This window comes from Cytobacillus firmus NBRC 15306 (assembly GCF_001591465.1).
Taxonomy (GTDB): Bacteria; Bacillota; Bacilli; order Bacillales; family Cytobacillaceae; genus Cytobacillus; species Cytobacillus firmus.
In genome coordinates this window covers 74919-99258 of the sequence record NZ_BCUY01000007.1, presented here as the reverse complement: position 1 = coordinate 99258, position 24340 = coordinate 74919, and the positions used below count along the sequence as shown (strand labels likewise).

The 24340-nt window shown below is 45.5% G+C and carries 26 protein-coding genes and 1 pseudogene; 22 read left to right on the top strand and 5 right to left on the bottom strand.

Annotation, left to right across the window (positions count from 1 at the left end; genetic code table 11):
• The 5 genes from BFI01S_RS23745 to BFI01S_RS03850 all read left to right on the top strand — a co-directional run.
• A partial coding sequence (locus tag BFI01S_RS23745) for a hypothetical protein (RefSeq protein ID WP_218008333.1) occupies nt 1-239 on the top strand: 239 nt, incomplete at its 5' end.
• A 4-nt stretch (nt 240-243) separates the two neighbouring features.
• Complete coding sequence (locus tag BFI01S_RS03865) at nt 244-1350, top strand: sensor histidine kinase (protein WP_061791425.1); 1107 nt, start codon at nt 244-246, stop codon at nt 1348-1350.
• Nucleotides 1335-2024 (top strand): response regulator, encoded by a 690-nt coding sequence (locus BFI01S_RS03860; protein WP_061791424.1) that lies wholly within the window; start codon nt 1335-1337, stop codon nt 2022-2024. The genes BFI01S_RS03865 and BFI01S_RS03860 overlap by 16 nt, the downstream gene beginning before the upstream one ends.
• Before the next feature lie 134 nt (nt 2025-2158).
• Complete coding sequence (locus BFI01S_RS03855; protein ID WP_235831092.1) at nt 2159-2773, top strand: DUF5957 family protein; 615 nt, start codon at nt 2159-2161, stop codon at nt 2771-2773.
• Nucleotides 2770-3270: a DUF1772 domain-containing protein gene (locus BFI01S_RS03850; RefSeq protein ID WP_061791423.1), complete on the top strand. Its 501-nt coding sequence runs from the start codon at nt 2770-2772 to the stop codon at nt 3268-3270. The genes BFI01S_RS03855 and BFI01S_RS03850 overlap by 4 nt, the downstream gene beginning before the upstream one ends.
• Before the next feature lie 43 nt (nt 3271-3313).
• On the opposite strand, the gene BFI01S_RS03845 is transcribed toward BFI01S_RS03850, so the two are convergent.
• A complete protein-coding gene (locus tag BFI01S_RS03845; RefSeq protein WP_061791422.1) occupies nt 3314-5281 on the bottom strand; it encodes a M6 family metalloprotease domain-containing protein in 1968 nt (655 codons plus the stop codon).
• 202 nt (nt 5282-5483) lie between these two features.
• Between BFI01S_RS03845 and BFI01S_RS03840 the strand changes: the two genes are divergently transcribed.
• The 4 genes from BFI01S_RS03840 to dnaB all read left to right on the top strand — a co-directional run bounded on the left by BFI01S_RS03840 (nt 5484) and on the right by dnaB (nt 8502).
• A complete protein-coding gene (locus tag BFI01S_RS03840) occupies nt 5484-5924 on the top strand; it encodes a GNAT family N-acetyltransferase (protein WP_061791421.1) in 441 nt (146 codons plus the stop codon).
• Between the two features lie 190 nt (nt 5925-6114).
• Complete coding sequence (locus tag BFI01S_RS03835) at nt 6115-6858, top strand: conserved phage C-terminal domain-containing protein (RefSeq protein ID WP_061791420.1); 744 nt, start codon at nt 6115-6117, stop codon at nt 6856-6858.
• Nucleotides 6851-7192: a replicative helicase loader/inhibitor gene (locus BFI01S_RS03830; protein WP_048009755.1), complete on the top strand. Its 342-nt coding sequence runs from the start codon at nt 6851-6853 to the stop codon at nt 7190-7192. Before BFI01S_RS03835 ends, BFI01S_RS03830 begins: the two co-directional genes overlap by 8 nt.
• Entirely contained in the window at nt 7192-8502 is a 1311-nt protein-coding gene (gene dnaB / locus BFI01S_RS03825) for a replicative DNA helicase (RefSeq protein WP_061791419.1), read from the top strand. The genes BFI01S_RS03830 and dnaB overlap by 1 nt, the downstream gene beginning before the upstream one ends.
• Before the next feature lie 722 nt (nt 8503-9224).
• On the opposite strand, the gene BFI01S_RS03820 is transcribed toward dnaB, so the two are convergent.
• Nucleotides 9225-9479 (bottom strand): hypothetical protein, encoded by a 255-nt coding sequence (locus BFI01S_RS03820; RefSeq protein ID WP_061791418.1) that lies wholly within the window; start codon nt 9477-9479, stop codon nt 9225-9227.
• A 297-nt stretch (nt 9480-9776) separates the two neighbouring features.
• Between BFI01S_RS03820 and BFI01S_RS22245 the strand changes: the two are divergent.
• A pseudogene (locus tag BFI01S_RS22245) lies at nt 9777-10204 on the top strand (GNAT family N-acetyltransferase).
• A gap of 42 nt (nt 10205-10246) precedes the next feature.
• Here the strand turns inward: BFI01S_RS22245 and BFI01S_RS03815 are convergent.
• The gene (locus BFI01S_RS03815; RefSeq protein WP_061791417.1) at nt 10247-11662 is read right to left on the bottom strand and encodes a polysaccharide deacetylase family protein; all 1416 of its coding nucleotides are present in this window, start codon (nt 11660-11662) and stop codon (nt 10247-10249) included.
• Between the two features lie 178 nt (nt 11663-11840).
• Between BFI01S_RS03815 and BFI01S_RS03810 the strand changes: the two genes are divergently transcribed.
• Nucleotides 11841-13082, top strand: a complete 1242-nt coding sequence (locus BFI01S_RS03810) for a YeeE/YedE family protein (protein ID WP_172581947.1) — start codon at nt 11841-11843, stop codon at nt 13080-13082.
• Between the two features lie 245 nt (nt 13083-13327).
• A complete protein-coding gene (locus BFI01S_RS03805) occupies nt 13328-15217 on the top strand; it encodes a Xaa-Pro dipeptidyl-peptidase (protein ID WP_061791415.1) in 1890 nt (629 codons plus the stop codon).
• A 64-nt stretch (nt 15218-15281) separates the two neighbouring features.
• On the opposite strand, the gene BFI01S_RS03800 is transcribed toward BFI01S_RS03805, so the two are convergent.
• Entirely contained in the window at nt 15282-15791 is a 510-nt protein-coding gene (locus tag BFI01S_RS03800; RefSeq protein WP_061791414.1) for a GNAT family N-acetyltransferase, read from the bottom strand.
• A 79-nt stretch (nt 15792-15870) separates the two neighbouring features.
• Here BFI01S_RS03800 and BFI01S_RS03795 point away from each other — a divergent pair, with 79 nt between their 5' ends.
• On the top strand, nt 15871-16473 hold the full coding sequence (locus BFI01S_RS03795; protein WP_061791413.1) for a YitT family protein: 603 nt from the start codon (nt 15871-15873) through the stop codon (nt 16471-16473).
• Between the two features lie 202 nt (nt 16474-16675).
• Here BFI01S_RS03795 and BFI01S_RS03790 read toward each other — a convergent pair whose 3' ends face one another.
• Complete coding sequence (locus tag BFI01S_RS03790) at nt 16676-17596, bottom strand: DNA-3-methyladenine glycosylase family protein (protein WP_061791412.1); 921 nt, start codon at nt 17594-17596, stop codon at nt 16676-16678.
• 119 nt (nt 17597-17715) lie between these two features.
• Between BFI01S_RS03790 and BFI01S_RS03785 the strand changes: the two genes are divergently transcribed.
• The 9 genes from BFI01S_RS03785 to BFI01S_RS03745 all read left to right on the top strand — a co-directional run bounded on the left by BFI01S_RS03785 (nt 17716) and on the right by BFI01S_RS03745 (nt 24258).
• Entirely contained in the window at nt 17716-18288 is a 573-nt protein-coding gene (locus tag BFI01S_RS03785) for a bifunctional transcriptional activator/DNA repair enzyme AdaA (RefSeq protein ID WP_061791411.1), read from the top strand.
• On the top strand, nt 18278-18775 hold the full coding sequence (locus tag BFI01S_RS03780; RefSeq protein ID WP_061791410.1) for a methylated-DNA--[protein]-cysteine S-methyltransferase: 498 nt from the start codon (nt 18278-18280) through the stop codon (nt 18773-18775). Before BFI01S_RS03785 ends, BFI01S_RS03780 begins: the two co-directional genes overlap by 11 nt.
• 332 nt (nt 18776-19107) lie before the next feature.
• The gene (locus BFI01S_RS03775) at nt 19108-19536 is read left to right on the top strand and encodes a DUF4181 domain-containing protein (RefSeq protein WP_061791409.1); all 429 of its coding nucleotides are present in this window, start codon (nt 19108-19110) and stop codon (nt 19534-19536) included.
• A gap of 225 nt (nt 19537-19761) precedes the next feature.
• On the top strand, nt 19762-20454 hold the full coding sequence (locus BFI01S_RS03770; RefSeq protein ID WP_061791408.1) for an AraC family transcriptional regulator: 693 nt from the start codon (nt 19762-19764) through the stop codon (nt 20452-20454).
• A gap of 92 nt (nt 20455-20546) precedes the next feature.
• Entirely contained in the window at nt 20547-21446 is a 900-nt protein-coding gene (locus tag BFI01S_RS03765) for an EamA family transporter (RefSeq protein ID WP_061791407.1), read from the top strand.
• Nucleotides 21447-21541: 95 nt separating this feature from the next.
• On the top strand, nt 21542-22027 hold the full coding sequence (locus BFI01S_RS03760; RefSeq protein WP_061791406.1) for a nitroreductase family protein: 486 nt from the start codon (nt 21542-21544) through the stop codon (nt 22025-22027).
• 101 nt (nt 22028-22128) lie between these two features.
• Nucleotides 22129-22467: a hypothetical protein gene (locus tag BFI01S_RS03755; RefSeq protein ID WP_061791405.1), complete on the top strand. Its 339-nt coding sequence runs from the start codon at nt 22129-22131 to the stop codon at nt 22465-22467.
• Between the two features lie 85 nt (nt 22468-22552).
• The gene (locus BFI01S_RS03750; RefSeq protein ID WP_061791404.1) at nt 22553-23242 is read left to right on the top strand and encodes a response regulator transcription factor; all 690 of its coding nucleotides are present in this window, start codon (nt 22553-22555) and stop codon (nt 23240-23242) included.
• 14 nt (nt 23243-23256) lie between these two features.
• Nucleotides 23257-24258, top strand: coding sequence for a sensor histidine kinase (locus tag BFI01S_RS03745; protein ID WP_061791429.1), 1002 nt, complete (start codon nt 23257-23259; stop codon nt 24256-24258).
• Nucleotides 24259-24340: the final 82 nt, after the last annotated feature.

The window sequence follows — 24340 nt, the reverse complement described above, 5'->3', positions numbered from 1 at the left end:
AGACACAAAAAGCAGGAAAGCGCGAGTTGGAGTCCGAACCCTGTGTTAACCTGAAAAAATCAGGAGCCGTACACCTCCCCTCAGCTCAAAAACATAAAAATCAAACACCACAAAAAAACCTGCTGTTATTAGAGATTTGTAATAACTGCATAATGTTTTGGTTAGAATCTTTGTTTATACTTTTTTCAAGACTATCAAGCTGGGTTCAATCTGGCTATTATTATAAAAAACCGGGGTGACTGTATGACCGTAAAAAAACGATTGATTTTATCGAATATAGGGATGGTGCTGCTCCCTGTTGTTTTATTTTTACTGCTGGAGATGGTCATTGGGTATGTATTGTTCTATCCTGTGAAAGGTTCAGTGGATCAGGAGGATCTCGAATTTTTCCGGTCGATTCGGATTTATCTGCTGGTCGGGGTGCTGGTTTTGACCAATGGAATCCTGACGTTCCTTGTTTCGAAAAGCATCATTGCTCCGCTTCTCCGGCTGAAGCAGTCGGCAAATGATATCAGCAGAGGAAATCTGGATACAGAAATAGAGGTTTCCGGGAAAAAGGATGAGCTGAACGAATTGGCCATGGCGTTTGAAAGCATGAGAATCCGTTTGAAGGAAGCCGCAGCGATGCAAAAGCAGTATGAAGAAAATCAGAAGGAATTGATTGCAAGCATTTCCCATGATTTAAAAACCCCTTTAACGAGCATTAAGGGCTATATCCGAGGCCTGGCAGATGGTGTGGCGAATACGCCGGAAAAGATGGAACGATATTTGGGCACAATTGAAAAAAAAGCGGATGATATGGAAGCTTTGATCTCGGAGCTTTTATTGTATTCCAAGCTGGATTTGCCGGGGGTTCCTTATGATATGAGGGAACTGGATTTAGCGTCCTACTTTGATGATTACCTCGAGGAGCTTAGGTTTAATCTGGCGGGACAGCCTGTCAGTCTCCGTCTTGAGTGCGAGCCGAATCAATCGTATCGGGTACAGGCTGACAGGGAGAAATTAAATCGCGCAGTTGGCAATATTGTGCAGAACAGCTTGAAATACATGAAGGAAGAAAAGAAAGAATTAGTCGTCAGGCTGTCATCAAGAGCGGAGGACGTCGCGGTTGAAATTCAGGACAATGGTGCTGGCGTTTCACACGACGAGCTTCCTCATTTATTTGACCGCTTTTACCGTACGGATGTCTCCCGGAATTCTGCCACAGGCGGCAGCGGGCTGGGTCTGGCCATTGTGAAAAAGATTATTGAGGGCCACGGGGGGACAGTTTGGGCAAATGGGAGAGCCGGACAGGGACTTAGTATATTTTTCACGTTAAAAAGGGGGGAAGATGATTGGAAAGAATCTTGATCATTGAAGATGAGCCCAGCATTGCTGAGCTCGAACGGGATTACCTGGAATTGAACCATTATGAGGCAGATATTGCGGCAACGGGTCAGGAAGGGCTGGAACGCTTAAAAACAAACGCCTATCGGCTGGTGCTATTAGACCTGATGCTCCCGGATATGGACGGTTATGAAGTCTGCAGGAAAATCAGGGAGGTTTCAGAGATACCCATTATTATGGTGACGGCAAAAAATGAGGACATAGATATGATCAGGGGATTGGGCCGGGGAGCGGATGATTATATTGCCAAGCCTTTTAATCCCAATCAATTGATCGCCAGGGTGAAGGCACATATAGCCCGGTATGACAGGCTGACTTCCAGCGGCCCCGGCAAGGACGAAGACATCAGGATTGGGGATTTGCTGATTCAGCCGGGTACACGGAAAGTATTTGAGGGCAATCAAGAAAAAACCCTTACGGCTAAAGAGTTCGACTTGCTGCTGTTTATGGCTGCCTCCCCGAATCAGGTCTTCAGCAAAGAACATCTGCTCGAGCAGGTGTGGGGATTTGATTTCTATGGGGATGTCACAACCGTGACAGTTCATATCAGAAGGCTGAGGGAGAAAATTGAAAAAGATCCATCTGAACCGGATTATATCGAAACGGTTTGGGGTGTGGGCTATCGGTTTAAACGGTAAGAGCGTATAGATTTTCTATGCGTTCTTTTTTTATTTCCGGATTTAATATTTCTGTAAGAATTTGATAAGAGTGCTGTTAGAACCTCTGCTTAGAATGGGTTTTGTAAATGAAACAGGAGAGGAGATGAAAGGAAATGCCCAAAAGAACATTGGCTGAAAATAGTTATATAGGATTGGGCTTGATATATCTGGGCTGCCTGCTGATTCAGTTTTTGCTGGCGGGGATGTCGATCTTTGGTGATCCGTCCAAGTGGGCCGCCCATAAAATGTTTGTGCATTTGTTTGGCTATGCCATTCCGGTGCTGATGGTGCTGAGTGCGCTGGCAGGAGGATTTTTCAAAAGGATTTATAAGGAAATGATGGCCGTTTTCCTGCTACTGTTTGCCATGTATTTCACTGCCAATATGGGCTGGGAAACCAGCTGGCTTGGAGCGTTTCACCCGGTTGCGGGAGTACTGTTTCTTGGGACAGGCGCGGCTGCGGTCCGTAAGGTTTTGAAGGGGACGCAGGAGCCTGTTCGCGCCAAAGAAAAAAACAGAGGGCTGCTGGTTTGGGTATTGGCTGGCGCAGCCGGCGGATTAACAGCAGGAGTTATTTTATCTAATCTGATTGGAATCATTAGTTTCCTTGTATTCGATCAGCCGGTGGGGATAAAATTTCTGCCATTTTATCTGGCTGCCTTATCCGCGGTAATTGTACCTGCCTGGCAGTATAAGAAGAAACAAAAGATGAAGGAGGAAAAGCAATGAAGCAAAAACTGACCTATTTCTTTATGGTTTCCTATTTATGGATCACCTTTATTATGCTGGGAGCTTTTATACTGGAGGTATTCATGGTGTATCCGAATATTTTTCATAACGTGCCGGAATCGTTTGAGGTTTCGATGGACTTTATGGAGGCTGCGAGTCCCCATACGTTTTTCCCGCCGCTTGGGTTAGCGAGCTGGATCACTGGAGCTGGGGCGCTGATTCTGGTGTGGAAAATAAAACCTGCCCGAAGCTGGGTTCTGGGAAGTATCCTTGTTATGATTCTCCTGGGGCTCATCTCCATGCTATTTGAATGGCCGCGGAATGAAATAATGTTTATTGAGGGGCAGAGTGTTCATTCAGTGGAATTTCTAAAACAGACAGCAAGGGAGTTTCTGATGATCAATTGGATTAGAGTAGCGTGCAATACGATTGGCGCTGTTATGGTGTTTGTGGGATTATTAAAGTTTCATAAGAACCAATTGCATGAAAAAGAGTAGGCAAATGAAAAGGGACAGGCGGGCCTGTCCCTTTAATAATCGTTTATTTCCCCGCACCAGGGCCGACACGCCGTGTAACAGTATCCGTTTTGGCAGGATCGGTTTCTGAGGTGCTTGTAAATGTAAGGTTTGTCGGTACAGGCTTGGTTTTTGGAATTTTCACGTAAACTGGAACTTCCACTGTTTCCCCGGCTTGCACCTCAATCACATTATGCTCAAGCATGAGCTCCCAGCCGGCTTCCGTCCTGGCATTAAGGCGGATGAGATCTGCAGCATTGCCCGTATTGGTTACCTTGAAGGAATAGGCTGCGACCTTGCCGGGAGCGGCAAATTGGACTTTGCTGTTTTCAGCTGAGACGCCTCTTGTGGCCGGGCCTGACTCATCCATGTGGCGGACGGCGACACGATAGGAGAGGGCTCCTTCGTTATCAAGCTTTTTATTTAAAATGTAAAAGTGAAGACGGTTATGCTCGTCCTTATATTCGCTGACAACTCCATCGGCTGTGCCTGCCTTGAAGAGGGAATCGGAAAGCTGTCTGTAATCCCCTTTTGAATACATAGCTTCTGTTCCGTCAGGGCGTTTAAAGTCCACCTTGTTAATGTCTTCTGCATGAGAGTCGATGACCCAGATGTTTGGTGCTGCTTCCGTATTTTTGGTTTTAGCAAGAAGAACGCCGGAATCTGGGGTGAAGGAGTCGAAACCTACACGGTCCACTACTTCCACCGTATAGTTGTTATACCATTTTTCCCCGCGCTGCATGTCCGCACGCCAGTCGTCCTCAAGTGAATTTTTTGGCGTCAGATCTTCCATGCTGATGTTGATGCCGTGAAGGGCATTGCGGCCAAACTCTTCACCGGCCGGTACCGCACGTGCCAGGATATCAGTAAACACAGGTCCGGATTCAGCCAATTCCTCCCTGCTGATGTTCAAGTATTGGTCTTCCGATAAGAAGCCTTGCTTGATTTTGTTCCGGAGCATATGATGGGACGGCGCAGATCCGCCCAGGGTAGGAAGGACCATCCATCTTGTATGCGGCCCAGCAGGACCATTGAAGCTTCCGCGGCTCATTAATTCCCATGGTCCGGAATAAGAGCGGGAAACAGGCTTTCCATATGGATTATTGTAGTTATCCCCCAAATTCATAATATGGCCAAATTCATGAGCGAAGGTTCCCATTCCATCGTTTTCACCCTGGATGGAAACACCCCGGCTTGCACTCGACCAGATGCTTTTCGCAGCAAGCCATGAAGTCCAAGGGACATAGCGGGTATTGGCGGAATTCGGAAATCCTTCAAAAGGCGGACCGAATTCCTTCGCCACATCTTCTGCCGTCTGGAACATCATTTCTCCAAACTCCTGCCAGACACCTGATTCATCATATCCGGCATGCAGGATGAAGGTGAAATCGTAATTTTTGCCTGAAGCGGCGATATCGGCCTGCGCCTTCTCCATTGCTTCAGATCTTAAATTTTTTGCCTGATACTTTCCCGGCATATTGGATTGCTGCCCAAACTCGTTCAGTCCGTACTGGAATTCATTGTGGTCCATCCGGTAGGTTCCGAATGAATCCAGTTCAACAGCCCATTTGCCATATGAATTTTCTCTCCAATATTCATTGATTGTCCGATGATTATTCAGTGGCTGCGGCTTGTTCAGGAAATCCACCCAGAACTGGCCGATTTCATCGCGTGGGATATTGCCGGTGCCAATAGGGTTGCCTGCGACTTCAGATCCTTCCGGCTGGCTTAAAATAAACTCCCGGTCAGGAAAATCGACAATGACAAGTGCTCCCCGTAATACTCTTTCAGGCTCAATATCTGCCGTGCGCCAGTCAATTCCCGGCACCGGCCGGTAATCTTCCCAGGTCATATCCTCAGGAAGTTCCCAGGACTGCCCATCTGCGGGTTCCGGGAAATCTTCAAGACCCGGCTTTTCTGCATAAGCCGCAGAAGAAATGGTCATTAAAAGCAATGTAACAAAGAAGATAAAAGACTTTTTCAATTGCCTCAACTTATTTCGCCTCCCTTAATTCTAGTATTCTGGTAAATTATACAATTTTGTTTCGGTATTAAAAATATAAATTATTTAAAATATTCAAAATGATAGAGAAGACCTAAGACTGGATGCCTGTAATATCGAAAAGCAGAGGGAAGCGGTAGTCTAAAACTGCTATATTTAAAGAGAAGGGAAGCTTTCTAAGCAGGAGGGACATATGAAATTAACTATCTTTTATTCAATGCCAGGGGATGTCATCTTAAAAGGAATCATGCAGCTTCATAGGACCATATTCGGCGACTCTGAAGACTTAGTCAGTAAGATGAAAAGCAAACCTCATTTGCTGGTGCAGACAGCTATGGCTGAAGAAAGAGTGATTGGGTATAAAATGGGATATCCCCTTGATGATGATACCTTTTATAGCTGGTTAGGCGGAGTAGACCCTGAATACAGGGAGAACGGGATTGCTTCCATGCTAATGGAAAAGCAGCATGAATATTTAACAGAAATGGGATTTAAGATGGTGCGGACGAAGACGATGAACAAATGGAGAGGCATGCTGATTTTGAATATTAAGCATGGATTTGATGTGATTGAAACTTACACGGATGAAAAAGGACTGCATAAGATCGTCCTGGAGAAACGATTGCAAACTTAAGGCTGCCGAAAAAGGACAGCCTTTCTTTATTTGTTCATGAAATATTCATAATTACCGGAATAATATTCATTCACCCTGTCTTTTTGGGGTCTCAAAACCTATATATATATATATGAAAGGGCTGCGATTCTCGAATCTGCCAAAACGAATTTAGCAGAATTCGAGTAATAAAAATAGTGGAGGGATTTATATGAGTTCACTTTTGGTAGATGAAAGGCCTATGTTAATTCTTCCGTCATTGGCGGAAAAGGTGGGACTGAATGAGGCGGTGCTTATTCAGCAGATTCATTATTGGCTTGAAAAAAGCAGGCATATAAAAGAAGGGCGCAAATGGATTTACAATACATATAAAGATTGGAAGAAGCAGATGCCATTTTGGTCCCATGCGACTATCGGACGTACCATTCGTTCCCTTGAGGAAATGGGGTTTTTGATATCTGCGAATTTTAATGCCAGTAAAATGGATAAGACCAAATGGTACACGATTGATTATAAAAAAATAGCTGAATTGGAAGAATCACTTGGCATAGAACATCGAGTATCTCAGGCTGAGGAAATGAATATAACAGATTGGGATTCTGAGGATGACAATGTGCAGCAGCCAATACCAGAGACTACTACAAAGACTACTGCAGAGAAAAAAGATATCCCTTATGCTGCGGTTATCGAATACCTGAACAGCCAAACCCATTCTGCATACCGGACAGAATCGAAGAAAACGAAGAAGCTGATTCGGGCGCGGTGGCTGGAGGGATTCAGGCTCGATGATTTTAAAAAGGTGATCGACCTGAAGGCGGAGGAATGGCTGCATGACCCTTACTGGAGGAAGTTCCTGAGGCCGGAAACGCTGTTTGGCACCCGCTTTGAATCGTACTTGAATCAAAAACCGCTTGGCAAGCAGTTGCGGGAGGAGGATTTTAACCTTGATGACTAAACGGGAGACGTATACGTTGCTTGCGCTGATTGCCGTTTATTACGAGCAGTTTGAGGTGAATCAGCTGAAAATTGATTACTGGCATGAGGTGCTGCAGCATCATGAGGTTGAAGACTTGCGGCTGAATTTGCTTCGGCATGTGGAGGTGTCACCTTACCCGCCGAAGATTTCGGATTTGGTGCGAAAATCTGCAGCTGTTTCCAGAGCGGTTCCGGATTGCAGGGATACGGCCTATATTGTGCCGACATCCTGGAAGCCGGCAAGAGAGGAAGTGGTTCAGGCTGAGCTGGCGAAAATGCGGGAGATTCTCGGCATAGCCAGGGGTGAAGCCTGATGCAGGGGTACGGGCTCTACAGCCAGGAGGCAGAGGAGGCGACAGTGGGAGCGCTGTTTTTGGAGGATGGGCTTATCAAAGACTGTACGCTGCGGCCGGAACACTTTTACTTAGCGAGACTTAAGCGGCTGATGACGATTATCCTGCAGCTTGATGCGAAGGGGAAGCCAGTTGATGTGATTTCAGTTGTGGAGGAAGCGGGCCATCACAATCTTGAGAGCATTGGGGGAATCGGCTATATCACCCAGATTGCCGGAAGTGTGCCGACTGTGGCGAACTTTACATTTTATCAGGATACGGTTCTTGAATATTACCAGAAGCGCAAGGCTGTCGAAATTGCGGGGCGGATCCAGGAAAATGCGCAGACTGGAGACATTTCCTGTACTTTGAGGGAGGGTATTCAGGAGCTCATGCAGATAGAAGATCACGTTGGTGATGATGACTTGGGGGAGGTTCTGCCTTCTTTGGTGGAGCTTTACGGGGAATCGGAAAAGGATCTGGGCGAAATGACCGGGATTCCGTCAGGTTTTAGGAATCTGGATAAGCTGACCGGCGGATTTCAGGAATCTGATTTGATTATTGTCGGAGCGAGGCCCAGTGTCGGGAAAACAGCCTTTGCTCTAAATATGGCACTGAACGCGGCTGGTCAGGATGCGGCTCTTATTTTTTCACTGGAGATGTCCAAAAAGCAGCTCCTGAAAAGGATGATCAGCTGCAAAGGGGAAATCAGTTCGATTAAAATGAGAAATCCCAAGCGCTATTTCGGTGAGGGGGACTGGTCTCAATTTTCCGATGTGATGGGGGCGTTTGGTGAGGCGAAGCTGCATATTTTCGACCAGGCGGGAATGGATATCGGGTACATCTGGTTCAAGGTCAGAAAAGCACGCCGCAAGTACGGTGAGGGTAAACGGATGCTGGTGGTGATTGATTATTTGCAGCTGATTGCGGGGGATCCCAGGCATCAGAATCGTCAGGCGGAGATCAGCGAGATCAGCCGGAAGCTGAAGACGATGGCAAGGGATTTGAATGTAGCGGTCATTGCCCTGTCACAGCTGAGCAGGGGCGTGGAAAGCAGGCAGGACAAGCGGCCGATGCTTTCAGATTTGCGGGAGAGCGGGCAGATTGAGCAGGATGCAGATGTGATAGCGTTTTTATACCGTGATGATTATTACTATAAGGAATCCGACCGCAAGGATACGATTGAGATCATCCTCGCCAAACAGCGGAATGGGCCGATTGGGACAGTACGGCTGGCGTTTATGAAGGAGATTGGGAAGTTTGGGGATCTGCCGCCTGGGGAGTTAGGGTGAGCGGGTGCAGTATTGGAGGGGAAAACCTGCGATGATGTCTTTCATGCCTTTCTCCGCTGTTTTCCGCTCCATCATGATGGCTTTTACATGAAGCAGATTCTGCGCTGGTTTCCAACTTTCGGCTGATGACATCGACCGCGTGGGAAATATCTTATTCCTGCACAATTGATCTCGAAAAAGGCTCCCACCATTGAGGAAGCCTTTTTAAAATCGCCAAATGTATTCGCTTTTGTCGAATGTTTCTATGTTTACAATGGAAACAGTTTGATATACTATATTAGTGAGATATAGTTTTTCTTTTTGCCAAATGAGCCGAGTGGAGTCGGAGCGTTTGCGAAAATCGTATTTAGCAATTAACAGTTCTCGTTACGTTTTTGGTGTGGCTCGGAATAGCCATCCAAATGACACGGTGATGTTCGGATAGGGATTTGATTTGATAGATCATTATTTGAATATCAAAACAACCGTTTCTGACAAACTTATACCGTGTCCAAATTAAGTCCGGACTAGTCATCCGGGCTTTTTTTGTTGCCCTTATACCATAGGAACTTTCCCCGATCAACTCCCAGCCCCTGTGAGTGGAGTAACGTGTCAAGACAGGCGGCATACTTACTTCTGCAGATAGTCAGTCCGCATTTTCAGCTTTCCGGCTCGTATATTTCGGGTATATGTTCCATATGATATGTTTGTTAGGTATTACTTAAGTGTTTCTAAGGTGTTGCTTATGGTTGCTGCAGATGCAGCGGTGCTACTGGAATAGCATTTAGTGAATTTCCAATTGCTTGGAAGTATGGCAACAAGTCTATCCCAAATGAGGGAGCTGCAATAATTGCTAAAAGCAAAAATGCAGCTAACATCAGAGGCATCCAAGCTCTTACAAGCTGGGACTTCCCTTCAGCTTTAATCTTGTTTGCTTCAGCTTTGGTTTTTTCAGCCTTGGCTTCAGCGTGAGTTATAGTTTTTTTCTTTTTCGCCATTTGAGCCCATCCCCCTTTCTGTGGAATGAGGGGTGGGCAACCTATCGACTTCTTCATTTTACCATTTAAAGGTTCCCTCTCATAGTGTTCGCCTGCTAAATTCTTTCGACAACCCAAAGTCTTATTTGCTAAGTGCAGGTCCAGTGAACGGCAATAAACAATCCAACTATCCCCCTCTAATCAGCATGCCGCAAGCAAACAGCCTCTTAATCCCCGCTGGTCATCAAGAAAGTTCCGCCACCCAAAAAAGGAATTATCAAAAACCAGGGAGGAATAAGTAATGCGGGAGGAATGACAATGAAAATTATCGCAGTTCACGAACATCCACATTTATTGGATAGCGCAGTTCAATTTTTCTGGGAGAAGTGGGGAACAGAAGAAAACTTCACTTTTTACCAGGATTGCATGATTCACTCCGGGAAAACAGAGGACGGGATCCCGAGGTTTTATGCAGCCATCCAGGATGAGCAAATCATTGGCACGTATGCATTAATCCGCAATGATCTTAATAGCCGGCAGGATTTGCATCCGTGGCTGGCATGTCTGTACATTGACCCGGACTTCAGAGGGAAGCAGCTTGGCGCTCGAAGCTTGGATTTAAAAAACTCTATCTTCAGACGGATTTGGAAGGGTATTATGAAAAATACGGCTGGGCGCATCGAGGAGAGGTGTACGGGGCGGGCGGCGGCTCCATTCCCTTTTATGAAAAGGGGACAGGAACGTAAAAAGAAACGCTCAGGAAGAATCCTGAGCGTTTTGCTGAATGCTTATGATCGTTTTCCAAAAAACGTACCGGTCACTTCCTGTTCCTGCAGGGATAGAAGCTGGGAGACTGTTATGAACTCGTAGCCCTCTTTTTCCAGATGCGTCAGCAGGTCTGGAAGTGCTTCAGCAGTTGGCTTGTGGATATCGTGCATCAAGACGATAGAGCCTGGCACAGCATTAGCCTTCACGATTTTTTGAATAGCCGAGGCATTGAGTGTTTTCCAATCCAGTGAATCGACCGACCATAGAATAAGCGGTGTATGAGCCATTCCGGCAATCTTCTTCACATCTTCATTCATGGCCCCATAAGGCGGGCGGACGGTTGCGGGAAGCTGGCCGCTTGCTTCTTTGATTTTTGTACTGGCCTCTTCCATTTCTTTTCGGATTTCTTTTTCGCCAAGGGAAGAAAGGTCCGCATGGCTGTCACTGTGATTTCCGATTTCATGGCCTTCTTCAGCCACTTGGCTTGCGAGAGCAGGATAGAATTGCGCTTGACTGCCAAGCATATAGAAGGTAGCCTTTGCGTTATGCTTTTTTAAAATATCCAGTATAAGCGGTGTGACTTTCGGGTGCGGCCCATCATCAAAGGTAAGGGCAATATACTTGCCGTTTGGATCCAGCGGAGCGGTTTCGGGTTCGCTCGCTTCCGGTTCAGGTAGCTTCAAGTGCTGGACAATTTCATCCTTTAAGAGGGAACGAATTTGTTCGACTGGAATTTTTACTTTGACCGCTCCGGCTGCACCGGCAGCAATTTCATACTCGTTAAAATAAAGCGTGAAATTCTTGCCGCTCAGTGACCATTTCCAGCTCGACGGATTTTCAAGCGCTTCGTCAAGCAGGTCATCAAACAGATAGTTCTGGAGTTCTTCCTTCTGGCCAATTTGGTTTGTTATCATCGTCCTGAGTGTTGTCAGGGACTCCTCATCCATATGGAAAACATCGGCAAGCTGCACCATTTTCTGATTCGCAAGGTCAATCGTGAACGTTTTGACCGCTGCCTGCCCATTGGCGCCGCCGGTGTACTGGTAGGCTTCAAATACCAGGGTGTACATGGTATCGGAGACTTTTTTCGGCTCAGCCTTGATATTGAGATGCGCACGAAATTCTTCGCTGTCCAGCACCTGCCTGTTTGCCTTCACAAGTTCCAGGAAATCCTTTTCCTGAATTTGGATCCATTCTTTCATGGGTTTGTTCAAATTCTCAATTTCAGTGATCGGAGTACTGATCGCAAGGGTATAAGATTTCGTTTCCTTTGTCCGGGTTTCTAGGTTTAATCCGGGGAAAGCTGCCGGGGAAGTTGTTTCTGTTCTGGAAAAGGCCTGGAGGCTGGTGTCAGCTCCAGAGCTGATGAAAAAATAGATGCCCATAATGAAGAGGCAGAATACTGCCCACGAAGGCCATTTTAACCGCTTAAACAATGATATCTTTCCTTTCCTGTCTGTAAAATTATGACTCTCCAAAGATATAATTATATCAGGAAATCTTCGGGATGGAGAAAAATTCACCATTTACTTTTAAAAAAATATAGTATAAAATATCACTTTAATCCGACTAAAGTGATAAGAAAAGGAGTGAATGAGGTTGGCTCAAGTTGAAATGAAAAATAAATCATGGATTTCAGCACCAACAACAGTTGTTTCAAACTTAAATCCGATTCAAAAGCCTTTCGTTGCAGCTGGTGTTCTTGCAGCTATCATTTTGTTCATTTTCATTATAAATAAAGCGAACATGACACAGGGAGTTCTATTTATTATTGGAATTGCACTCGGCATGACCTTGCTTCATGCCCGCTTTGGCTTCACATCTGCATTCAGGCGCTTTGCAAGCGTAGGGAACGGGCAAGGCCTGCAGGCGCATATGCTGATGCTGGCAGTTGCTTCAGCTTTATTTGCGATTATTTTAAGCACAGGCTTCAGTTTTACAGGAATTGAGCCTAAAGGATATGTGTCTCCTGTAGGAGTCAGCGTCCTGTTTGGTTCCTTTATTTTTGGAATAGGGATGCAGCTTGGGAATGGCTGTGCATCCGGTACTTTATATTCTGTAGGCGGAGGGCAATCCTCCATGATCCTGACACTGATTTCTTTCATCGCTGGTTCCACGATTGGAGCGTACCACTTCTCATTTTGGATAGAAGAAACACCGTCATTGCCGCCAATCTCCCTGGCTACCTCTACGGGACTCGGATATGGAGGGGCATTGGTGGTCCAGCTTGCTTTGTTTGCATTGATTTATTGGGTGACCCTGCAAATTGCGAAAAAGCGCAAAGCACCAATGATGAAAGCTTTGCCTACAACGGCCGGCTGGAAAAAAATCCTGCGAGGCTCATGGCCATTGTTCGCAGCGGCAATAGTATTGGCTTTGCTTAATGCATTGACTTTGACGATCCGCGGAACGCCTTGGGGCATCACATCCGCGTTCGCGCTATGGGGCGGAAAAACGCTGATGGCAATGGGAATCGATGTTACATCATGGGGATACTTTGCATCAGATCCGAACTTAGCGGCATTGAAAAACACAGTGCTTGCTGATTCTACAAGTGTTATGAACTTCGGCATCATCCTGGGTGCCTTTATTTCAGCGGCATCACAGGGAACATTCAAGCCAGGGAAAATTAAACCGGGTGTCGCAGGTGCTGCGATTGTCGGCGGACTGCTGATGGGATATGGTTCCCGTCTTGCATTCGGATGTAACATCGGCGCCTACTTTGGCGGAATTGCATCCTTCAGCCTGCACGGCTGGGTATGGGCGATCATGGCGATGCTTGGAACCGGGGTTGCTCTGTTCATCCGTCCGCTGTTTGGATTGAAGAACCCGAAATCTACAGATTCGGTTTGTTAATGGATAGTCTGGTGCTCTTGATGAGTGCCAGGCTTTTTTTAAATAAAAACTGGCGGTAAGCTCCTGCCGATTCCCTCCCTCAGATTCAACTTCAGCAAAACTGGCGAAGCTCTCACTTACAAGACTTTCCTCCTATTCCTTCTAAAAAACATTTTTTGACAAATATTGAATTTTAGGAAAAAGTAATCTATTAATATTTCCGCTCTCGAAATATAATGAGTGGCAAATAGTAGAGGAGGGATTACATGAAAAAGAAAAAGCTTCTCAGACCTGCTGCTGTGTTAGCGGTCATTTCTATGACTCTATCATCACTTGCCTACACGCCTGCAAATGCAGCTGCGAAAGAAAAGCCTGTACAGGCAGCACAAATCGAGGAGGTAAAGTCTCAGCCAATTTATTCGTATGAAGAGGCGATTCGTGAGACAGTCTATGTCGAGTCCACACTTGATTCGGATGAAAACGGAAAAGCAGACCGGATTGCCGTAGATATCATCCGTCCGAAAGAAACAGAAGAAGGATTGAAGGTTCCCGTGATCATGGATGCGAGCCCATACTATGAGAGTCTTGGGCGCGGAAATGAAAGTGAAGTGAAAGACCGGGACAAGGATGGTGTGAATGAGAAGTTTCCTCTATTTTATGATAATTATTTTGTTCCAAGAGGGTATGCTGTAGCTTTGCCCGAGATGGTTGGAACGAACAATTCTGATGGCTGCCCGACAACTGGCGGATATGAAGAGATTGAGAGCATCCGTGTTGTAATTGACTGGATGAATGGCAGAGCAAAAGCATGGGATCAAGATCATAAAGAAGTAAAAGCAGAATGGACAACCGGGAATGTCGGCATGATTGGAAAGTCCTATGATGGTACACTGGCCAATGGGGTTGCCGCTACAGGAGTGGAAGGCTTAAAGACCATTGTTCCAATTGGCGCCATAAGCAGCTGGTACAATTATTACCGCTATGAGGGACTTACATATTACAACAACGGGCCAGGCGGCCTGGCCAGCAGAGTTGCCAGCAGCTCCCGCAAAGAGGCCTGCAAGCCGGTGTTCGATCGCTTGAACTCAGAAGCGGATGATCCATCAGGCGATTATAATGAGTTTTGGGATGAACGAAATTACGTGAAAGACGTTAAAAACGTAAAAGCAAGTGTGTTTGCGGTCCATGGATTAAACGATTACAATGTGAAAATGAATCACCTTGCAGACTGGTGGACAGCCCTTGCGAAAGAAGATGTACCGCGTAAATTATGGCTCACTCAAACCGGCCATGTCGATCCATTTGACTTCCGCAGGGCAGAGTGGGTTGATACCCTTCACCGCTGGTTTGATTACTGGCTGAGGGATATGGAGAATGGCATTATGGATGAACCTGCTGTTGATATTGAAAGAGGCGCAGATCATTGGGAAACTCAAGCTTCCTGGCCGGATCAAAATGCGGCAGATGTCAAGATCCGTCTGGCACCAGGCGAGAATGACCAGACAAATGGCACGCTGACAACAGGACCTGTGAAGGGCAATTTTAAACAATCTTTTACAGATAACCCAAAACAAACGGAGCAGCAGATGGTCACGAATGAAACAGCTGTCAAAAGCGACCGCCTGGCATTTTTATCTCCACGGCTTAAAGAAGACGTCCGTTTGAGCGGCATACCTGAAATTTCACTCCGGGCAAAGGTAGATAAAGAAGACTCCAACTTAACAGTTCTCATTGTAGACTATGGAACAGATACCCGCATCAATCATGAGGGTCCGGGAGAGGGTATCCGGACACTTGATGCAGAAACCTGCTGGGGAGAAAGCAGCTCAACAGATGATGCCTGCTACAAAGAAACAGAGAAAACCACTCACACAGCACCATATGAAGTTGTGACAAGAGGCTGGTTCGATCCGCAAAACTGGAAAACGATTGAGAAGGACGAACCTTTAAAAGAGGGCAAGAATTATAAGTTTGAATGGGATGTTTTGCCTGAAGACTATGTATTTAAGGAAGGTCACCGAATTGGCATCATTATCGCCGGAAGCGATCGAAGACGTGCCATTCCTTCAGCAACAGGCGCGACATTTGAAGTGAAACTGGGGCAAAGTTATATCAGCCTTCCTGTTGTGGGCGGAAAAAAAGCAGTTGGATTTTAATAGAATAGAAGAGGCGGGTCTGCAGCAAGTGCAGACTCGTTTTTTATTTAAGGTGGACAATTGTTTACGTAAATTCCATTTCATAACAGAGTTCTTCCTGCTGTGTATCTTCAAACCACTTCACGCCAGCCGCAGTCATGCCGATTTTTTCGAGCACCTTTCCGGATGCAGGGTTGGCCGGATCCACCGCCGCGGATATTTTCCGCACATTCAGGCCACTATTCCTTAAAGCCGCCACGCATGCAGCCGCAGCTTCAGCAGCATACCCCTTGCCCCAGTAATGCTGATTAAAATGATAGAGGAGCTCGACTTCGTGTTCATTTTCAGCCGGGTTAAACCCGCAAACCCCGATGATGAAGGAGGATTCTTTTAGCAAAACAGTATAAACAGAGTAGCCTTTTTCATTCTGCAGCCTCCGGTAAAAGTCAATGGAGCGCTGGATTCGGCTTCTTGGACTGTCGCCGCCGCAGTGTTTCATTACCTCAGGATTGCCCCAAATCTCATAAATTGCATCCAGGTCATCGGGCTTCATGGTCCGGAGCTGGAGCCGGTCTGTTTCAAAAGGAATGGCCATTCTATTCACCTCACACGGTTTCGTCTTCTATGAAAATATTATAAGATAGAGTGAGGAAAAAAGTTAAGGAGTTTTTGTTATGCACGTACTCTATAAATCTTTGATTTTAGGAATAGCTGCCGGCATTCAGGGAATCGCGATGACCTTTTTCCTGTTTCCGCATTTTATCCCTTCCGGCGGAGCGGCGAGTCTGGCAGTTTTATTCAATTATCTATTGGACACCCCCTACTCGGTGACATTGTGGGTTTTGAATGCGGGCCTGCTGCTGGCAGCGGCCAAATGGCTCGGGAAAAGCAGTGTGTTCTGGACGCTGTTTTGTGTTTCGGTTACTTCGGTTACGATTGATTTTCTGACTCCATACATAACGGAACCGCTGAATCCGGTCTTCCTGGATCTTTTGCTTGGAGCAGCAGTCTTTGGAGTTGGAGTCGGCATTTTATTCCGGATGGGCGCTTCGTCAGGGGGAATGGATATCCTGGCATTAATCATTTCCAAAGCAAGAGGAAGTGCGCCGGGACGGACGCTGTTTTACATAAATGGCAGCCTGCTTTTGCTTACAGGGGTTGTCGTGGACTGGAAGGTTATTGTTCATGCGGTGATCTGCCAGATGATCGGGACGCGGATGATTGATCTCATTTACAAGCTTGAATTTGATATAAGTAGTAAAAAGGCCGTTAATTGACGGCCTTTTACTGTGCTTTTGTCATTTATAGGTCAATCGGCTGCTGAAATCGGCCAGGTTTCGTTATATCGGGCAAAGAGTTAAGGATTGCGGCCGGATTTTTATTTTATCGGTCACTTTCAAAAGTAAATCGGCCAGAATTACATTTTATCTGCCACTCCGCATCACGTAGATTTGCGGCAATGGCACAGTGCAAAATAATTTAATATAACACTCTCCACAAATAAAAAGTAGCATACGCTTCCCAATTCTCCCAGCGAGCTGAATATTTCAGGATTTCCTCTCTCGCCGGTTTCCTTTCAGATCCTGTGATCACTTTAATCGCATTATGCAGTCCGACATCATCGATAGGAAAAGCGTTCGGGAAGCGCAGGCACCGCATGAGGACATAATGGGCGGTCCAGGGGCCGATGCCGCGTATTTTGGTCAGCTTTTTTTCTGCAGCTTTTACATCTGCCTCTTTAAGCAGGTCCACTTTCGACAGCTTGCCGTTTGCAATTAAGCGGGCTGTGTCAATCAGATATTCACATTTTTTGACGGTCATTTTTAAGTCGGCCAAATCTTCGATAGTTAACCCGGCAATCGTTTCCGCTGCAGGGAAGAGCCAGTATTTGCTCCTGCCGTTTTCCAGCGACTCCCCATATTTTTCAACAAGCCGCCGTTTTAGTGTATACGCATATGTAAGGTTAATCTGCTGCCCGAGGATTCCCCAGGCCAGAGCCTCGAATAAATCGGGAATTCCCATAACTCTCAGCCCGAAAAATTGCTCTGCAGGCTTTTTCAGCAAGGGATCTGATTGTGCCATCTTATAAAATGGTGTCAGGCTGAATCCCAGGTCGAACCAATCATGAATATATTCCGCTATCTCCTCTTTCATTTGATGCGTGACGGGCTTATGAATGCCGACGGATAGGAACTGATCTGACCCGGCACTTATTTCAATCAGCAGCTTTTCATTCCCGATGACAAGGGCGCGTCTAATTGTCTCGCCGGAAATTTCATAAAGACATTCATTTGCCGATCTTGATAAGTATCGCAGGTTTTCTGAAAAGCTGAAATCATGCGGAGTGAAAATGACCAGGCCATTTTCATCCTCTTTCCAGTTAACAGAGTGAGAGCTCATTTTGATTCCTCCTTTTCTTTATTGTAAGTCCTCAGGATTACGTTATCTTGCGTTTACATATAGGAATCAGCTGATAATGAGTATTTTTTGTGTATACTTTTTAGCAGAGGTGAGCGCATTTGGCTTATGAACAGATTTCGGAAGAATATTGGAACGCGATAAAGGATTGCGACAAATCCTATGATGATCTTTTTCTTTATGGTGTTAAAACGACAGGGATATTCTGCAGGCCATCGTGCCGGTCGAGAGTCCCGAATATCGGCAATGTCGCTATTTTTAAGGATGCTGCTCAAGCACTGGCGGAAAATTTCAGACCGTGCAAGCGCTGCAAACCGGAAGGCCTCAGCCTGCCAGCAGAAGAATGGATTAAGCAAATAACCGGGTGGATCGACCAGCATTATAGCGGCCCGATTACACTGCATCAATTAGGGGACCTGTTTCATGGAAGTCCCTATCATTTGCAGCGGGTGTTCAAACGGGTCACCGGGAAGTCGCCCACAGAATATATTCAGGATATCAGGCTCGAAAAAGCCATCTATCTGCTGGAGGCAGGGGACCAATCGGTAGCTGATGTCGGTGCATCAGCAGGATTCCCCAGCCCCCCTTATTTTATCTCTTTATTTAAAAAGAAGCTGGGCACAACACCTGCAGCATATCGAAACAAAACAGGGAGGAAAAAGAATGAACATTGAATGGGCGAACCTGCAGGAAGGAGAATGGAGTCTGTATCTGGCTAGAACAGAAAAGGGTCTCTGCTATATAGGAAGCGCCTCGGAGTTTAAGGATTTTGAAAGGTCGCTGAAAAAATTTATTCCAGCTGCAGTGCTTGTGGAAAATAAAGAAGCATTGCAGCCATACATGATGGAAATACAGGAATTTCTTCTGGGAAAAAGACAAGTTTTTTCAATGGACCTGGATGTGAAAGGCACTCCGTTTCAAGAAGAAGTCTGGGAGGCATTAGCAAAGATTCCTTACGGAAAAACAGTCTCTTATTCGGACATTGCAGAGAAAATAAACAGGCCGCAGGCAGTAAGGGCAGCAGGGAAAGCAATCGGTGCCAATCCGCTGTTAATCGCGGTCCCATGCCATCGTGTCATCGGAAAAAATGGTGCTATAACCGGCTATCGCGGGGGCATTGAAATGAAGCAGCTTCTGCTTGAATTGGAGAAACAAGGCTGAAGAGATGGACCTCTTCGGCTATTTTTGTGTTTAGCAGCTGGGAAATTAGTATAAAGCTTGAGGCATTAAATAGATTCATCAAAATAAGACCGACACGGATTAATTCAGACAGGAGAGGGGGAAATCAGAGGTCCTGAGTCTGAACTGGTTGCATCTTCGGACAGGATAATAAGAAATCAGAGGGTTAGAGTCCGAACTAAGCATTCCGCCTATATTTACAGTCTAAGACAGAGACCTGTGAGAAAAAAGATAAAGGGAACTTTTTCCTCCCGCAGACGTAGAAATAGGAAAGTGAACGCAGTTTGCGCGCAAAGGCGGAGGAGGAGAAGAGAATGTATGTAATTGATCCCATGTTCTGGCCTAAGCTTTTACTCTTAATAACGATTGTTGGAGCATTAATCTATTTCTTCGAATTAGGTTTAAGGAAATGGCTGAAGGTTGAGAAAAAGAAGTTTTTTTCTTATAACCATATCAATGATAAACATAAAAAGGTGGATTGGACCATTCGAATAGGGTTTTTAGTGACCATCCTGGCCGGAGGCATTTTTAATATGATGAGGGATCCGATGGAATGGCTATGGTTTTTAGAACCATGGTTTCTGCTTTTTGTTTTTATCGGTTTTTCTGAAATCGCCAGGGCTTTTATGGAGTGGAAATATGCCGAAAACCGCAGGGCTTATATGGTGACCATTATTCATCTGGTCTTTGTTTTAATTTTGTTATTGACAGTTATTAATACTGATTTTTTCTGGATGTTATAGGTTGAATCACCTATCAAACAGTCACTGAATTCCGGACCGAAAAACTCCCGGCGGTCCTTGTCTTTTTTTTAGAAACTTGCCATCCGGATGCCACCCCCATTTATTTCATTATCATGTGACATTTGTCTTTTTTTTTCAGTTTAGAATTCCCGATTCATTGTCCAATCTATCATCCCTCATAGTTTCGGATTATAATAAACTAAAGCATGATCAGGGGGGATTAAAATGCAAAGCATCACCTGCGAAAAAAGATCCTATTCCAGAGAGTTTCATTCGCACCAGCATGAATTTGGCCAGTTTCTGTTCCCCTTGCAGGGCTCCCTGGATATCCAGACGAAATGGCAGGAAATCAAGCTTGACCCCGAGCATTGTTTTTACCTTCCGCAAGGGGTTGATCATAATTATCGGTCCATGGACCGGAATGAATTTTTGATCCTGGATATCCCGACGGCCTATTTGCCGGAAGAGACCAGCAACATGTATATTCAGCTGAACCAGCAATGGTCTTCGATCCGTTATTTGCTGCTGGAAGAGGCGGGGAATCAGGGGGACACATCCTCCCTGGCAGGTTTGACCAGGTATGTGACCAGCAAACTGCAAGTCGCCAAGCCCCCGTCGATTGACTATATTCATAAACATTATAAGGAGTCGATCCGATTGGAGACTCTAGCGCAAATCGAACATTATCATCCAGCCTATTATTCCGCATGGTTTAAGAAGAAAACCGGGAAAAGCCCGAAAGGCTATATATCAGATCTGCGCTTGAAAGAGGCGAAGCATTTATTAATGTCAACCTCCTGGTCCATGTCTGTGATCAGCGGGGAATTAGGCTTCGAAAATTCTTCCTCCTTTACACGGTGGTTTACCCGCTGTGAAGGAATAGCACCACAAAAATACAGGATCCTTAAGAATGGATAAAAGGGATACTAAACTTGGTAAAGAAAATTCTCAGGAATTTTTCTAAGATAAGTTTAATGATTCCTTTTATCTTTTTTTATTGAGGTGATAACATGAACGGGAAAGCGGCTCCATTTTTTATATTGCTTGCCGGAGTGCTCTGGGGGACCACGGGTACCACGCAGGCATTCGCGCCGGAAAACGCACACCCGATTGCCATCGGGGCTGCCCGTCTGGCGGCAGGGGGTTTATTTTTATCATGCATGGTTCTGATGGCGGGGAAATTGAACCTGAAAAATTGGCCTATTAAGAACACCCTTTTGGCTTCACTTTGTATGGCGCTGTACCAGCCATTATTCTTTTCAGCGGTCACTCTTACAGGGGTAGCCATTGGGACCGTGACAGCGATCGGGAGTGCGCCGGTCTTATCGGGTTTTCTTGAATGGCTCTATTTAAAAAAGCGCCCATCTGCCATTTGGTGGTGTTCTACCTCCCTGTCCATTCTGGGATGTGTTTTGCTTTTCATGAACAAAAATTCGGTTCATATGGACCCGATTGGCCTATTAATGGCATTGGGGGCTGGTTTAACATTTGCAGGCTATACGCTTGTCAGCAGGGATCTGGTTGAAAGTTATTCATCCCTCTCAGTCGTTGCCGTTGTGTTCACACTAAGCGCCATCTTTCTATCGCCATTCTTATTTATTTTTGACATGTCCTGGCTTGCGAGTGGTCGGGGTTTGACTGTCAGCCTGCACCTGGGAATTCTGGCTACGGGATTTGCCTATTTCCTTTTTTCAAAAGGGCTTGTCCATGTTTCCTCTTCGACGGCGGTCACACTTGCACTGGCGGAGCCTTTAACTGCAGCATTATTAGGCGTTTTTCTATTAGGGGAATCTTTAAACATTACTTCCTGGCTGGGGATTTTCCTTTTGCTGCTTGGTATTGGCGTATTGATAGGATCCTCAAAAGCTTCTGGAGGAAACATTGAGCCTGGGGTGGTAGAGAAACATTGAGCTTTAAATAAAAGCCTCCCCCGGACCAGGGATTATCGAAAATCCAATTAATCTAGTATTATATATAGTAAATAAACAAAAAGGGGAAATACACAGTGGATATACAGAAAATCATTACAACACGCCGCAACATAAAAAAATTCAAATCTGATAAAGTGGAGCATAGTTTAATCACATCCTGGCTGGAGGCTGCAAGCATGGCACCCAACCATAAAATGACGGAGCCTTGGGAAGTTTTATTTGCCGGTCCGGAAACAAGAGCCAAGCTGAATCATAAAACCGATTTCGGCGGTGCCCCTGTTGTGCTGGCGATTCTGTCCAAACATGGAGCAACAGCTCTTGAGCGAACAGAGAATATGGCTGCCGTATCCTGCTTTATCCAGAATTTTATGCTGATGGCTTGGGAATCAGGAGTGGGGACATTCTGGTCTTCTCTGGGAACTTCACCTAAAGCCAGATTAACTTTAAATGTCCCTGATGATTACGATGTAGTCGGTATTCTGGGAGTAGGATTCCCTGAGGAAGTGCCGGAAGCGAAGGAACGTACACCGATTGACAGGAAAATAAAGCATTTATCATAAGTATTTTAATAGGGCGCCTATCTCATTGGATGGTGCTTTTTTTTGTTAAAATATGGTATAATTACGAAGCTGTAGATTACTATCTTACAAGAGGAGTTCATATGAAAATCATCCAGGCTATTATAATCATATTAATATGGGCGATTCCTATTTTCAGTATAAGAAAAACTTATAAAAAAATGGATTATGAAGAAAAGCAGGATGTTAAAGATGAGTTGAAGAACCCCTCGTTCCTTCTGTTTGTTTTCACCTGTATTGGTTTTCAGGTGTTGATTACCGGCAATATCTCAGAAATAAAACTCCTGCAGCATATAGGCGCAGGCTTAGTGTTCATCGGATTCGTTTCTGGATGTGTGGGCGCTTTCAGACAAAGATACTTTAAAAAGGGTATTGGGTTAATGTTAGCAGGCGGTATTGGAGCAGTGATTTATTTTATCTAATGTTTGTTCAGAAAGGGGTGCACACGCAGCTCTTTTTTTCACGTCCTCCCTATGGCATAATTTTCTAAGACAAAGGAGTGAGAGGATGCAGAAAGTATTCATTATTGAGGATGACCCGAAAATTGCGGAGCACCTGCAATCTTATTTAGTGAAGTATGGCTACCAGGCAGTTATGGCGGAACAGCTCGATGATGTAATGGCAGAGTTTCATAAGCAGAAGCCGGATCTTGTCCTTTTGGATATTAATCTTCCGAGCTTTGACGGGTATTACTGGTGCAGGCAAATCCGAAAGGAGTCCATTTGTCCGGTCATTTTCATTTCCGCCCGGGTAGGGGAGATGGACCAGGTAATGGCGCTTGAAAATGGCGGGGATGATTTTATCACGAAGCCGTTTCACCCGGAAATTGTGATGGCGAAAATCCGCAGCCAGCTGCGCCGGGCTTACGGGGAGTATGCCTCACAGGCACAGGAACGGATAATTGAAATAGAAGGATTAAAGCTGTTTCCGGAAAGAATGGAACTCACATTTCGTGATAAAGCGGTCCAGCTGTCTAAAAAAGAAGCGGATATTATCGAAAGTCTCCTGGAGCGGCACCCGCGAGTGGCCGGGCGTGAGGATCTTCTTGAAAAGCTTTGGGATGAGCAGGTTTATGTGGATGAAAATACACTGAATGTGAATATGGCGAGGGTAAGAAAAAAATTTGAGGCAATCGGGCTTTCAGGAGCGGTCGAAACCGTGAGAGGGGCAGGCTATCGTTTGAATGTTACCTGGTGAAAGGCTGGAGAGAAATGAAATTATTTTTTAAAGAGCATGCGCTATTAATTGCTGTACAGATTGTTCAATTTTTTGTGGTTTTGGCTATTTACTGGCTTGATGGCTATCAGCGTCTATTGCCGGCTCTCTATGGCATATTTCTCGGACTATTCTTTCTCACGGCTTACCTTGCCTACCACTATTTTAGCCGCCGCAAGTTTTATAAAAGGCTGACAAATGAGCTTTCTTCTCTTGACGATTCCTTTCAAACAACAGAAAACTCACCCATCTCCATGGCGCTTGATGAACTGCTGAAGGACCAGAATAAGCATTATCAAACGAGAATCAAAGCGCTGGAATCCAGGCAGGATGAGCATTTGAAGTTCATGGATCAATGGGTCCATCAGATGAAAACACCGCTTTCTGTCATAGAGCTGATTGCACAAAACCTGGATGAACCGGATTCATCAAGCATACGTGAAGAAACAGACCGGATGAAAACGGGCTTGAACACCATCCTCTATATGGCGAGACTCCGGACAATCGAACAGGATTTTCATATCAAACCTGTACACTTGTCGAAAATCATTCATGAAGTAAATGGCGAAAACAAACGGTTTTATATCCGGAACGGAGTGTATCCGAATCTTCTGCAGGAAAAAGAAAACATAATCGTGGAGACAGATGAGAAATGGCTGTTCTTTATGCTTTCTCAGCTGATCCATAATGCGGTCAAGTATTCCAGGGGAAAGAGCAGCAGGGTTGATATTTCCGTCTATGAAAAAGACGGGGAAGCTGTCTTAGAAGTGAAGGATTTTGGTGCCGGCATTCCGGAAGCGGATAAGCGCCGTGTGTTTGAACCTTTTTATACCGGTGAAAATGGGCGGAAATTCAGAGAGTCCACAGGTATGGGGCTGTACTTGACGAAGGAGGCGGCCGACTACCTTGGCCATCGGATTGAACTGGAATCCACACTTGGTGAAGGGTCTCTTTTCCGGCTGATTTTCGGAAAAACACAGAACCTTACAATCTTGTAAGGTAAGTGAAAGAAAAATCGATTTTTGGAACTGGAAATAGACGATATACTGATCACAAGTCAAATGACTGTGAAAGGAGAAC